Annotated in this window: 15 protein-coding genes and 2 pseudogenes; 10 read left to right on the top strand and 7 right to left on the bottom strand. The window is 40.1% G+C overall.

Annotation, left to right across the window (positions count from 1 at the left end):
• Positions 1-170: 170 nt before the first annotated feature.
• Complete coding sequence (locus IPK31_15100) at positions 171-536, bottom strand: hypothetical protein (GenBank protein MBK8089153.1); 366 nt, start codon at positions 534-536, stop codon at positions 171-173.
• Positions 536-1,941, bottom strand: a pseudogene (gene lpdA, locus IPK31_15105) (dihydrolipoyl dehydrogenase). The gene IPK31_15100 and the pseudogene lpdA overlap by 1 nt, the downstream one beginning before the upstream one ends.
• A 431-nt stretch (positions 1,942-2,372) precedes the next feature.
• Here lpdA and IPK31_15110 point away from each other — a divergent pair.
• Together IPK31_15110 and IPK31_15115 are read left to right on the top strand one after the other, a co-directional pair.
• A pseudogene (locus IPK31_15110) lies at positions 2,373-3,067 on the top strand (MotA/TolQ/ExbB proton channel family protein).
• 11 nt (positions 3,068-3,078) lie between these two features.
• The gene (locus IPK31_15115; protein MBK8089154.1) at positions 3,079-3,498 is read left to right on the top strand and encodes a biopolymer transporter ExbD; all 420 of its coding nucleotides are present in this window, start codon (positions 3,079-3,081) and stop codon (positions 3,496-3,498) included.
• Between the two features lie 57 nt (positions 3,499-3,555).
• Here IPK31_15115 and prmC read toward each other — a convergent pair whose 3' ends face one another.
• Positions 3,556-4,434 (bottom strand): peptide chain release factor N(5)-glutamine methyltransferase, encoded by an 879-nt coding sequence (prmC, locus tag IPK31_15120; protein MBK8089155.1) that lies wholly within the window; start codon positions 4,432-4,434, stop codon positions 3,556-3,558.
• A 134-nt stretch (positions 4,435-4,568) separates the two neighbouring features.
• Here prmC and ribD point away from each other — a divergent pair, with 134 nt between their 5' ends.
• Positions 4,569-5,654: a bifunctional diaminohydroxyphosphoribosylaminopyrimidine deaminase/5-amino-6-(5-phosphoribosylamino)uracil reductase RibD gene (gene ribD / locus IPK31_15125; GenBank protein MBK8089156.1), complete on the top strand. Its 1,086-nt coding sequence runs from the start codon at positions 4,569-4,571 to the stop codon at positions 5,652-5,654.
• A gap of 12 nt (positions 5,655-5,666) precedes the next feature.
• On the top strand, positions 5,667-6,380 hold the full coding sequence (locus tag IPK31_15130; protein MBK8089157.1) for a hypothetical protein: 714 nt from the start codon (positions 5,667-5,669) through the stop codon (positions 6,378-6,380).
• Between the two features lie 4 nt (positions 6,381-6,384).
• Here the strand turns inward: IPK31_15130 and IPK31_15135 are convergent, their stop codons facing one another.
• Positions 6,385-6,525 (bottom strand): hypothetical protein, encoded by a 141-nt coding sequence (locus IPK31_15135; protein ID MBK8089158.1) that lies wholly within the window; start codon positions 6,523-6,525, stop codon positions 6,385-6,387.
• A 41-nt stretch (positions 6,526-6,566) separates the two neighbouring features.
• On the opposite strand from IPK31_15135, the gene IPK31_15140 reads away from it, so the two are divergent.
• A complete protein-coding gene (locus tag IPK31_15140; protein MBK8089159.1) occupies positions 6,567-7,172 on the top strand; it encodes a YigZ family protein in 606 nt (201 codons plus the stop codon).
• A gap of 110 nt (positions 7,173-7,282) precedes the next feature.
• Here the strand turns inward: IPK31_15140 and IPK31_15145 are convergent, their stop codons facing one another.
• Positions 7,283-7,693 carry a YdcF family protein gene (locus IPK31_15145; GenBank protein ID MBK8089160.1) on the bottom strand — a complete coding sequence of 137 codons (411 nt, stop codon included), beginning with the start codon at positions 7,691-7,693 and terminating at the stop codon, positions 7,283-7,285.
• Positions 7,630-8,043: a hypothetical protein gene (locus IPK31_15150; GenBank protein MBK8089161.1), complete on the bottom strand. Its 414-nt coding sequence runs from the start codon at positions 8,041-8,043 to the stop codon at positions 7,630-7,632. The genes IPK31_15145 and IPK31_15150 overlap by 64 nt, the downstream gene beginning before the upstream one ends.
• A 97-nt stretch (positions 8,044-8,140) precedes the next feature.
• On the opposite strand from IPK31_15150, the gene IPK31_15155 reads away from it, so the two are divergent.
• The gene (locus tag IPK31_15155; GenBank protein ID MBK8089162.1) at positions 8,141-8,632 is read left to right on the top strand and encodes a hypothetical protein; all 492 of its coding nucleotides are present in this window, start codon (positions 8,141-8,143) and stop codon (positions 8,630-8,632) included.
• A gap of 6 nt (positions 8,633-8,638) precedes the next feature.
• Here IPK31_15155 and IPK31_15160 read toward each other — a convergent pair whose 3' ends face one another.
• On the bottom strand, positions 8,639-9,346 hold the full coding sequence (locus tag IPK31_15160; protein MBK8089163.1) for a Crp/Fnr family transcriptional regulator: 708 nt from the start codon (positions 9,344-9,346) through the stop codon (positions 8,639-8,641).
• A 220-nt stretch (positions 9,347-9,566) separates the two neighbouring features.
• Here IPK31_15160 and IPK31_15165 point away from each other — a divergent pair, with 220 nt between their 5' ends.
• The 4 genes from IPK31_15165 to sulP all read left to right on the top strand — a co-directional run bounded on the left by IPK31_15165 (position 9,567) and on the right by sulP (position 12,821).
• Positions 9,567-10,172, top strand: a complete 606-nt coding sequence (locus tag IPK31_15165; GenBank protein ID MBK8089164.1) for a methyltransferase domain-containing protein — start codon at positions 9,567-9,569, stop codon at positions 10,170-10,172.
• Complete coding sequence (locus IPK31_15170; protein MBK8089165.1) at positions 10,169-10,768, top strand: carbonic anhydrase; 600 nt, start codon at positions 10,169-10,171, stop codon at positions 10,766-10,768. The genes IPK31_15165 and IPK31_15170 overlap by 4 nt, the downstream gene beginning before the upstream one ends.
• An 86-nt stretch (positions 10,769-10,854) precedes the next feature.
• Positions 10,855-11,133, top strand: a complete 279-nt coding sequence (locus tag IPK31_15175) for a hypothetical protein (GenBank protein MBK8089166.1) — start codon at positions 10,855-10,857, stop codon at positions 11,131-11,133.
• Positions 11,134-11,141: 8 nt separating this feature from the next.
• On the top strand, positions 11,142-12,821 hold the full coding sequence (sulP, locus tag IPK31_15180; GenBank protein ID MBK8089167.1) for a sulfate permease: 1,680 nt from the start codon (positions 11,142-11,144) through the stop codon (positions 12,819-12,821).
• Positions 12,822-12,825: the final 4 nt, after the last annotated feature.

The following is a 12,825-nucleotide window of genomic DNA, read 5'->3' on the forward strand; positions in this document are numbered from 1 at the left end:
TTCTGAAAGAAATCTTTAAGAGAGTTGTTTTCATAGAGATTTTATATGGAATTTTTCCACTTGTGTTTTTTGAAGTAGCCTGTATATATTCAGGTGATCCCTCAATGTTTGGGCTTTTTGATAAGGAACCGATTAATTTCAAAAATCCTTATCTGGCAATGTCACTTGCATCATTGATTTCTGTCTTGATTGTTTACGGAAGATCGGTATGGATAAAAACGAAATCCAGTTAGCAGGTATTTTTTAAGTGTGAGGATATGGATTCTCATGAAATCAGCTTTGCCCAATAGAATTTCCATTTGTACAAGAGTGCGACGCAACAAAAGCTCAATGGCAGCATTAGCCTCTGTAACAAATATTTGCTGTTGGTCAGCGACCAACAGGGGCTTGGTGACAAATCCGCCTTCGCCAAGGCTATGGCGGAGAAGCAAAAAGGACCACCGTTTCCGATGATCCTCTACATTGATGGTTTGGGAAATATATAAACCTGTTGAAATGGACTGGCCACTTTGAGCGGCCTCACCTGCAGGCTGCATTAAATATCAGTTGCTTCGCCATAAGCAACAGCTGTTGCTTCTTTCAACGCTTCACTCATAGTTGGGTGCGGATGCACACCATTGAGAATTTCATGATAAGTAGTTTCTAATTTTCTTGCTACTACTACTTCAGCAATCATTTCAGTAACACCTGCACCTATCATATGTGCTCCGAGGAACTCACCATATTTTGCATCGAAGATTACTTTTACAAAACCTTCTGTTGCACCGGAAGCACTTGCTTTACCACTCGCCATAAAAGGAAACTTGCCTACTTTAATTTCGTAACCTGCATCTTTCGCTGCTTTCTCTGTATAACCTACAGATGCAATTTCAGGTGTGCAGTAAGTACAGCCGGGAATGTTATTATAATCCATTGCTTCAGGTGCATGGTTGTGTTTCTTTTCCATATATGCCATATGCTCAGCTGCATTGATGCCTTCTTTACTTGCAACGTGTGCCAGGGCCTGTCCGGGAGCAACATCACCAATGGCATAAATGCCGGGTACATTGGTTTGTCCGTATTTATCAACTACTACTTTTCCTTTTTCTGTTTTAATACCGTTTTCTTCCAGTCCGATGTTTTCAATATTTGAAACAACACCTGCAGCACTTAATAAGATATCGGCTTCCAGTACTACTTCACCGGTTGCTGTTTTTACTTTTGCTTTTACTCCTTCGCCACTTGTATCAACACTGGTTACTTCAGCGCTGGTCATAATGGTAACGCCTTTTTTCTTAAACTGCTTTTCCAGTTCTTTAGAAATATCTTCATCTTCAACCGGTACAACTCTCGGCATAAATTCAACAATGGTAATTTTTGTACCCATGCTGTTGTAGAAATCAGCAAACTCAACACCAATGGCACCGCTTCCTACAACGATCATTGATTTTGGCTGTGTTGGTAACACCATTGCTTCACGGTAGCCAATGATTTTTTTACCATCCTGCGGCATAGATGGTAACTGACGGCTGCGGCCACCCGTAGCAATCACAATATATTTTCCTTCAACAATGCTTTTGCACCATCGGCTGCTGTTACTTCCAACTTGCCCTTGCCGGCAATTTTTCCGTAACCCATAATCACATCAATCTTGTTCTTCTTCATTAAAAAGGTAACGCCCTTGCTCATTTTATCGGCCACTCCACGGCTGCGTTTTACCACTGCACCAAAGTCGTGCTGAATATTGCTGGCGCTGATACCATAGCTTTCGCTGTGCTTCATGTAATCATATACCTGTGCACTTTTCAGTAATGCTTTGGTGGGAATACAACCCCAGTTTAAACACACACCGCCAAGACTTTCTTTTTCAACGATTGCTACTTTAAAACCAAGCTGAGATGCACGGATAGCGGCTGGATATCCACCGGGACCACTTCCGAGAACGATTACGTCGTATGCCATATTTATTAATTGATAATTTGTTAGTTGATAATTGATAATTAGACCGGCAGCGAAGGTAGTTGATGTGGGGGAAATGACAAAAGGGGGGAGCTAAGAGGTGAAAAGAGGGAAAAGAGAAGAAAGAGGAGGAAGGAAAGGCAAAGAGGGAAGGCAGAAGATAGAAACGCTGATGACACGGATGGGACGGATATGAACGGATTTAATCTGTATTGATCCGTATAAATCTGCGTTATCCGTGTTTCTATCACTTCAACTCAGCCGCTTTTTTGCATTACTATAACAAAACAAAGCTGCTACTTTGTAATGTTGGATTAAAATTTGGCTGTGGAAAATAATAAGCACAGCAAAGCGTTTTAGTGCAAGGCAAGATTTACATTTGATTTCTGCTTCGCTAAATAGCTTCGAAGTACACATAAAACCATATAACACACATGGACTTTTTCCTTCTCCAGGTTCAAAACGCAGTTGATACCCTGAACAAAGCAGTAACTACACCGGTTGCTCCCAAAGAAATGCATATCATCGACATGTTTATTAAAGCCGGCTGGGTAATGGTTCCGCTTGGAATCTTAAGTATCCTAACGGTATATGTATTTGTGGAACGCTGGCTGGCCATTAAAAAAGCAGCAGAAGTGGATACTAATTTCATGAACATCATCCGTGATAATATTGTTAGCGGTAATGTAACTGCTGCCAGAAATTTTGCACGCAACACCGCCAACCCGGTTGGACGGATGATTGATAAAGGACTGCAGCGTATTGGTAAACCCATTGATTCCATTGAAAAAAGTATGGAGAATGTGGCACAGCTGGAGATGTATAAATTAGAACGTAATGTGAGTATTCTTTCTGTGATCTCTAAAGTGGCTCCCATTTTTGGTTTCGTTGGTACACTGGTTGGTTTGATGCAGCTGTTCTTTAACATCAATGCAACAGGTGAATATGAACTGAGTACAATCGCCGGTGGTATTTACACCAAACTGGTAACATCCATCAGTGGTTTGGTGATTGGTTTGATTGCTTATCTCTTCATAATATCCTTTCTACCCAGGTAGAAAAAGCAGTAAATAAAATGGAAGGATCAGCCGCCGACTTCTTAGATGTATTACAGGAACCAACCCGATAAACCAGTAACTCATGAATCTCAGAAAGAAAAGAGGTGAATCATCGGAGGTGTTTACGGATGCGTTGAACGATATCCTGTTCATCCTGCTCATGTTTTTCTTAATTGTTTCCACGCTGGCCAATCCCAATGTGCGGAAAGCTTCATTGCCAAAAGCAAAAAGCAATACCCGCAGCAAACAAACAGTAGTGGTAACAATTGATGCAACGAATCATTTTTATGTAGGTTCAACAGCTGTTGATCCTTTACTGATGGATACAACACTTTCACAAATGATCAGCTCCAAACGCAACAGCGGCGCAGAGGTAAGCATTGTCATCAATGCCGACAGAAATGCTACGATTGAAAGTTTTGCTGCTGTGCTCCGTGCTGCCGACCGCTTAGGTGTAAAGGCAGTGATGAGTGTGGATAAGAAGGGGTGCAGTAGGGAGTAGCTAGTCGTTAGCCGATAGTGGTTAGTAGGTTCTTTACTACCGGCTTACAACTAAAGACTATCGGCTGCCTTTTATCATTCTCTCATTTCCACTCATATCTTTTTTCAATTCAACAGTAAATCCTTTTTGCTGAAACAAGTCTGCTGTTTCTTTTCCCAATTGCTGATTGATTTCAAGATAAACAACACCGTTTGGGTTGAGATGTGTTAAAGCAAAGTCAGCTATTTTACGATAGAACAATAATCCATCTTCATCAGGAACAAACAAAGCTTTGTGCGGTTCGTAATCCAGCACATGCTGACTCATGGTTTTTGCTTCACTATTTTTTATGTAAGGAGGATTGCTGACGATGAGATCATATTTACTTAGTTCTTTCCATTTGTTTTCATCTAAGAAATCAAGCAGCTGAAAATTGATTTCTGTTTCATGGTTTACTGCATTATTCATTGCTGTATGCAATGCTTCACTGCAAACATCAATGGCTGAAACTTCTAAGGAAGTAATGTTTTTTTTGATGGAGATGGGAATGCAGCCGGAGCCTGTGCCAATGTCCAATATATGTACGATGTCAGATGTTTGATGTACGGGTCGGGCTTTCACATCGTACATCGTACTCCGTACATTCTTTATGATCCAGTCAACCAGTTCTTCTGTTTCAGGCCGGGGAATGAGAACGCTTTCATTTACTTCAAACTTTAACCCATAAAACCAGGCTTCGTTTAATACATATTGAACGGGACGGTGCGTTAATAACTGGCGCTGGGTTTCTGTTATCCGTTGCTCTTCAGGAAGTGATAGTTCTTTCTCTCCAAGTGCAGAGAATGATCCATTGCCCATAGATTCCACAACGATTCTGGCAATAGCATCTGCTTCGCTTTGCTCATAGATTTCCTGCAATGATTTACTTAGCTGCTGATAGTATTCTTTCCACCTCATTCCTGCAAATTTACCTGCTTCTGCTGAAACAGTTTATTTAGGTATGCCATACTTATCGCCATATCTCAAAGTTATTCTAACAGTTGAAGTATGGCATACCTGTCACTACAACGAAATAGCTATTTTTGCGCCGTATGACCATTGATGAGACATATATGCAGCGATGTATTGAACTGGCTTTGAAAGGAGCAGGTTCAGTTGCACCCAATCCAATGGTGGGAGCTGTGCTTGTACATAATGGACGCATTATTGGAGAAGGATGGCATGAACGTTATGGCGAAGCACATGCGGAAGTGAATTGTTTAGGTCAGGCCGCTCAAAACGGCCAGACCGATAAGTTTCAACAATCAACTTTGTATGTTTCTTTAGAACCCTGTGCTCATTTTGGTAAAACACCTCCCTGCAGTGATCTTATCATTCAGCATAAAATTCCGAAGGTGGTGATTGGTTGCAGGGATCCATTTGTTGAAGTAAACGGAAAAGGAATTGAAAAGCTGAAGGCAGCAGGAGTGGAGACGGTTGTTGATGTGCTGAAAAAGGAATGTATGGAGCTGAACAAACGCTTCTTTACATTTCACTTGCAGCACAGGCCTTATATTATTTTGAAATGGGCACAGACGGGGGATGGGAAGATAGCAGCCCCAGCCCCCCTAAATCCCCCCGGTGGAGGGACTTTGGAAGACTCCGATGTTCGAAGACTACTAATCAGTAATGAGTTTACAAATAAGTTGGTGCACAAATGGAGAAGTGAAGAAGCATCGATCCTTGTTGGTACGAATACAGCTTTGCTGGATGATCCGCAATTGACAAACCGTTATTGGCCGGGTAAGCAACCTGTCCGTCTGGTATTGGATAAGGAACTAAAGCTGCCTTCTACACTTCAATTGTTCAATGATGCAGCAAAGACGATTGTGTTTAATACCATCAAAGAATCAACTGAAGGAAATATTCAATATTACATAATCAGTAAGGAAGGAAATGCAGTTGAGCAGATGGTTGATGCACTGTATCAATTGAACATTCAAAGTGTAATTGTGGAAGGTGGTGCACAGCTGTTACAGGGTTTTATTGATGCCGGTTTATGGGATGAAGCAAGAGTGATTGAGAATTCATCCTTAAAAATTGAAAAAGGATTGAACGCTCCTCAAATAAAAAATGTACTGTTGCAGAAAATTGAAACCATCCAGACGGATACAATCAGTTATTATACCAAACAATAAACCAATTTCAACGTGTTCTTTTTAATCGGCAGTATTGTTCTCAGTTCATGGCTCACACTCTCCTTTAAGTTAGTGGAGAAGTTTGGTATCAATACCTTCCAGGCAATTGTATTTAACTATATCACCTGTGTGGTTACGGGTTCTTTTGTGAATGGTGCATTTCCCATCAGTAAAGATTCTGTAAGTGAAAGCTGGTTTGGATGGTCGCTGTTAATGGGGTTGACTTTTATTGGATTGTTTAATGCAATTGGAATGACTGCTCAAAAGATGGGAGTATCTGTTGCATCAGTGGCCAACAAACTTTCACTGGTCATTCCTTTTATCTTTTCTATTTATCTGTATAACGAAGCGCCAACTGCATTCAGGATTATTGGCGTTATCATTGCTCTTGCCTCTGTTGTACTTACCTGCTGGCCATCTGCTGATGCAACAGAACCATCGGGTAAAAAAGTAAACCCTTTGTTTTTCTTCTTACCGGTGATTTTATTTGTCGGCAGTGGTTTGCTTGATACAATGATTAAGTATGTTGAGATCAGTTTTTTAAATGATGCCAATAAGAATGCTTACCTGATCACTGCATTTGCCGTAGCTGCTTCTCTTGGTTTGATAGCGATGATTTTTATGCTGCTTACCGGTAAAATGAAATTCGACAGAAGAGCCATTGCAGCAGGTATCATCATTGGTGTGCCGAATTATTTTCGATCTGGTGCCTTGTTCGTGTACTGAAGGATTATGCAGGCAACAGTTCTGCTATCATCCCCATCAATAATATGGGGATTGTTTTGTTCAGTACACTGGCAGCCCTGTTTATGTTTAAAGAGAAATTATCAAAACTCAACTGGCTGGGGATTGTTTTATCTATTGCTGCCATTTCATTAATTGCATTCGGTTAGTCAAATTATTTATTCAAGTATGAGCCAGGAGTTTTATAATACCATTACCCAACCTGTGGTTGCCGAGTTTAAAGACAGGGGCAGTCAGTTCCTGGCCTATGCCTATCCGTTATCTTCGGTTGAAGAATTTAAACTGAAGCTGAAAGCATTAAAGGAAGAACATCATAAAGCGGTGCATCATTGTTTTGCTTACCGTTTAGGTGTTGATGGAAATACATTTCGTGTAAGTGATGATGGGGAACCTTCAGGAAGTGCAGGCAGACCGATACTGGGACAGATCGACAGTAAGGAATTGACCAATGTGCTGATTATTGTTGTGCGTTATTTTGGCGGCACATTGCTGGGTGTTCCCGGTTTGATCAATGCCTATAAAACCGCTACAGCACTGGCTTTGCAAACAACACCGATTGTGCAAAAGCAGATTGAAGTAAACTACTTCCTGCATTTTGATTATACAAGAATGAATGATGTTATGATGGTGGTTAAGCAGTACAACTGCACAGTTATTAAACAGGAAATGAATTTGTTTTGCGATGTGGAAATCGGCATACCAAAGAACCGTTTGGATGAAGTGCTGTACAAGTTCAAAGATTTACATACGGTGGAGATGAAGAAACTTGCCTGATTTTTTTTGATAGAAACGCTGATGACACTGATGTCGGCGGATTTGAACAGATAAAAACAGTGTTAATCAGTTATGATCCGTTGAATCCGTGTTTCTATTCATTTTGCTTTCTACGCTTTACCTGTTAACTTATACACCAGCAATCCCACTGCTTCTTTTAAAAAGATATCCCAGTTTTCAAATGATTTGTAGGAAGGTATTACAGCATCAAAGAAACGTATTGGGTTATTAACCGCATTGAAATTGCAGGGATAAGCAACTGTCTCCAATCCGGCTTTTGTAAATACTTTTTGCGACCGCTTCATGTGCATAGCAGATGTAATTAAAAGATATGGGCCTTTTATCTGTAATGAATCGAGCAGTTTTTTTGAGTTGATGGCATTCTCGTAAGTATTGCGGCTTTGATTTTCACTTAATACATCTGTTGCTGCTACACCCATTTCCTGTAATTGCTCTTTTACAAAATCAGCTTCTTTGTATTGTTGTCGCCAAATGCTGCCGCTGCCACCCGTGATGAGGATCTTTTGATATGCCCGAGTTTGTACAGGCGAACCGCCTGAATAAACCGGTCACTCGCTGCACCGTAAAAGCCCTGATTACTTTTGAATTCAAACCCAACAAATCCCGCAAGTAAAATACCTGTCTGGTATTGTTCTCCTGTTGCCAGTGTTTTTCTCTCTGCCTGCCAGCTAATCATGAGTTTTTGAATGATGAAGGGATTGGAGAAAACGAGGAACCAGCAGGTACTGATAATGATCCATTTTTTTTTCCGTTTCTGATCTTTGATGAAGAAAGCAAGCAAAACAAAGATCAGTAACCAGTTAAACGGCGAAATAAAAAAATATAGTAGTTTGGAAATAATGAAAAACATGAGGGTGAAGGTAATTATTTCTGAAATCTCAGGCTGTTATCCTTCATTTTGATTTTTTAGCAGGAAATTTGCAGTAGATCAGTAAATCCCATTCAGCATGAAACGTTTCCTCGCAGTAATTGCAGTAATGATTTGTCTTTCGCAGGTAAAGGCACAGTTAACAACAAAGGCCGATTGCGGCACTATGTACGTTGAAGTGTACAAAGGATGGATCAATGAAGTGATGCCCAGTGCAGATCCGGAAAGGATCAAATCAAAGATTCCCTGCTTTACTTCTTTTGAAGCGGAAGGCAATGAATCGAAATGCGGCGGTGCCATTTATTATGCTGATAAAGGTCTTACCGTTTATATTCAGCGTGATTATTTTTTAATTGATGAAAAGTTCAAAGGCAAAATGTCGATGCCGTTAATGGGAGCAAAACAGGCTGCCCTGTTTACTTTATTGGGAAATCCAAAAATAAAGGATGCCAATTGGGAAGCTTATCAGATGTCGTATGGCACATTGATTATTTATTATAATGCAAAGAAACTGGTGAATAAGATCATCATGAGTACAAAAACAACTGACATTATTCAGTTGTGTGAATAAAGGGAGTTATTTCAGATTGGCAATACTGATCAGCTTATTTACATCATGAACAATAATTAACCGGCCTTTTGTTTCAAGAATTTTTTCTTCTTTAAAATCGGATAACATCCGCACTACATTTTCTCTGGCCGTTCCAACAAGACTGGCTAAATCATCACGGCTCATATTGATTTCAACAGGTTGGCCGGGTTGAAAATTTACTTTGTATTTTTCACGCAGTACAATCAACTGCATAGCTAATCTTTCACGAACCGACTTTTGAGCAAACATGGTAATGCTGTTGGCCAGCACCGCAAACTCATGACTCAGTGTTTTTAATAATAACCTGTTTAATACTTCTGATTGCTGTAATGCGTTTAAAAAATCTTCTTTTGGAATAAACATGATAGTGCTTTCTTCCAGTGCCGCAGCATAATCAGGGTAGCGGTCTTCTGCAAGAATTGCATGGTAGCCGAACAGTTCCCCTGTATTGGCAACATAAATAATCTGTTCTTTTCCGTCTTTATCAACCTTGTATTTTTTTATCTTCCCGTTGGTGATATAAAAGATTCCGTCGGGATGAGCACCTTCCTTGAAAATAATTTCACCTTTTTTACAGGTTTGAAGAGATTGATTTGCGGTTAATAAGTTCAGGTCCGCTTCGGGCAGATTATGGAGGATCGATTCGCTTTTGAAATCCCATTTATCAATTGGAAAAATACCCTTGATACTCATAGCCTTTCAAAAATAATGCTTTAAAAATTGATAAAACTCACTTTTAAAAGTGATATGCATTACCTCATCAAAGCCAAAGAGTTGATACCTTTGCATCATTCGCCGGTACAAACAGACAGCAAATGGGTTTCTTTCAGGAATGATCTATTACCGGTTCAGTAAATCCGGCGGTAGATGGTTGGTCCTTCAATCATTACCTGTTCAGCCGAAAATAAAGTCTATGCTTTCAGAACAACAAGAATCAAAAACGGAGGAATGGTATAATACAGATGCGGCATTCAACCGCCTCTATCCTTTGCCCATCCGGATACTTGCCTCCAATCACTGGACTCCTTTGAGTGTTGCCCGAAAAGCAGCACAATTTTTAGCAGCTGAAAAAAATGTCCGCATTTTAGATATCGGCAGCGGAGTTGGTAAGTTCTGTTTAAGTGCAGCTTTCTATATGCCCAATGCAACTTATTACGGTGTTGAGCAACGAAAGACACTGATTGATGATGCGGAAGCAGCGAGACAAATTCTCGAGCTGCAAAATGTTTCTTTTATTCACGGCAATTTTACCCAGCTTGATTTCAAAAACTACGATCATTTTTATTTCTATAATTCATTTTACGAAAATCTAAGCGGCACAACAAAAATTGATGAGAGTATTGATTACTCAAGTGAGCTGTATCATTATTACTGCCGTTACCTGTATAAGCAATTAGACAAAACACCTGCCGGAACAAGATTGGCAACCTTTCACAGTCTGGAAGATGAAATACCTCCCGATTATCATGTTGTAGGTTCTGATATGGATAACCTTTTAAAATACTGGATAAAAGTATGAGTAAACTTTTTTCACATTCACTGAGTGCTGCTCTTTCATTAATGATTTTGCTGATGAGTTGTAAGCAAAGGAGTTTATCTGCTGAATCAACACTTCAAACGTCATTGCAAAAATTAACAGCAGGCAACAGCAGGTTTTCACATCATCACCCTGTTCATCCTGATGAAGATATTAAACGGATGGTTGCCATTTCAAAAGAACAGCATCCTTTTGCAGCGATTATCTGCTGTTCTGATTCAAGGGTTCCTCCTGAATTATTATTTGACCAGGGCTTTGGCGATTTGTTTGTGATCCGCACGGCAGGAAATATTATTGGTGGGGTTGAGTTAGGAAGCATTGAATATGCTGTTGAACATTTAGGTGTAAAGCTCATCATTGTTATGGGGCATGAAAACTGCGGTGCGGTAAAAGCATTTATTGGAGGAGGGGAAGCTCCCGGACATATTAAAGAGATTGTTGACAGTTTAAAAAACGAAGAGGAGATCATTCAAATTCCTGTAACAGATATCAATCGTCTGGATGATTGTGTAATTGCAAATGTATGGCATGGAGTAAAGGAACTGAAAACAGCATCAGCCATCATCCGTGAAAAATAGAAAAAAATGAATTGCAGATCGTTGCCGCAAGATATGATCTTGATGATTTCAAAGTAACCCTGCTCAAACAATAAACTTACTTTTTTATGCCCCATACATTTAGTCATTTCCACTCTCAGCTGATCACAAGGATTTTAGTGGCCACTTCACAGGAAGAAGTAATGAGTATTATTGATGCAACGATGAAAGAAGTGGAACAACAGGAAAATGAAATCCTTGTTCCATTTTATTTTGCCGGAAAAATCATTACTGAACTGGAATTGTACAGTCCTATGAAAAAAGATGCACAGCAATGGAGTAATATTCAGGCAGCCAGAGGGCACCTGCGCCGCATGCGTAGTGGAATGAAAGAAAACGCAGCCTGATGAGCAACATGTTTAAACCAAAGTTGCTTTATACGCTCAAGGCTTATACCCGTAAGCAGTTTGGTAAAGATGTAATGGCTGGTTTAATTGTGGGTCTTGTTGCTCTTCCTCTTGCTATTGCATTTGCCATCGCTTCCGGAGTATCACCGGAAAAAGGTTTGTACACAGCTGTAATTGGTGGCTTTATTATTTCAGCAATAGGTGGCAGCAGGGTGCAGATCGGCGGCCCAACCGGAGCATTCATTGTGATTGTTTACGGTATTGTTCAAACCTATGGTGTTAACGGTTTAATCATTGCAACATTTATTGCAGGGGTGATGTTGATCCTGATGGGGCTTGCAAGATTAGGTTCTGTTATTAAATTTATTCCTCATCCGCTCATTATTGGTTTTACAAGTGGTATTGCATTGATCATTTTTTCTTCGCAGGTAAAAGATTTTCTTGGTTTGAATATGGGTGCAGTGCCTGCTGATTTTCTTGCCAAATGGGGAAGCTTTGCTGCGAATATTTCATCAACGAATCTGTATGCAGCAGCCATTGCCATTGTTACCGTTGCTGTTATCTTATTATGGCCAAAGGTTACACATAAAATTCCCGGTTCACTGGTAGCTATTCTTGTAACAACACTGGCTGCTTATTTTTTACACCTGCCTGTAGAAACAATCGGCAGCAGGTTTGGAAGCATTCCTTCTTCACTTCCATCGCCGGTTATTCCGCATATTGATTTTGAGACGGTGAAACAATTGATACAACCTGCTTTCACCATTGCATTGCTTGGTGGAATTGAATCACTGTTATCTGCAGTAGTTTCTGATGGAATGATTGGTTCTACACACCGTTCCAATATGGAACTGGTGGCACAGGGAACTGGCAATATTTTTTCTTCCATCTTTGGAGGTATTCCCGCAACGGGCGCTATTGCACGCACTGTAACCAATGTAAAGAATGGAGGCAGAACTCCAGTTGCAGGAATGGTTCATGCCATTACTTTATTGCTCATTATGTTATTTGTTGGCAAATGGGCGGCCTATATTCCTATGGCAACCTTAGCAGGTATCCTGGTGATTGTTGCTTATAATATGAGTGAGTGGCAAAGTTTTCTTTCTGTATTCAAAGGACCAAAAAGCGATGTAATTATTCTGCTTACTACGTTCTTCTTAACCGTATTGATTGATTTAACGGTGGCCATTGAAATAGGAATGGTACTTGCAGCCTTCCTTTTTATGCGGAATATGATTCAATCGAGTGAGGTAAGTATTCTTTCAAAAGAAAAAGAGGAAGATGATGAAAAGGAAACTGATGATTCTTCGTCAGTAAATAATTTCATTATACCTCATGAGGCAGAAGTGTTTGAAATTTCCGGTCCTTTATTTTTTGGTGCGGCACATAAATTTAAAGATGCGATAAAGTTCATTGAGAAAAAACCAAAAGTGCTGATCATCCGAATGCGGAAAGTGCCAATCATTGATGCAACCGGCATCCGTACCATTGAAGAAGTGTTTAAAGAATCAAAACACCGTGGCACTAAACTTATTCTTTGTGAAGTGGACAGTGAACAGGTATTGAAAGAACTGAAGGATGCAAGACTTCTCTTTGCCATTGGCAAAGCCAATGTAACAGATAGTTTTGAAAAAGCATTGGAGCGATGCAATGCTATCCTGGCAGAACTGCCGCATCATCATGAGTAAATAC

The organism is Chitinophagaceae bacterium (assembly GCA_016713085.1).
Classification (GTDB): domain Bacteria; phylum Bacteroidota; class Bacteroidia; order Chitinophagales; family Chitinophagaceae; genus Lacibacter.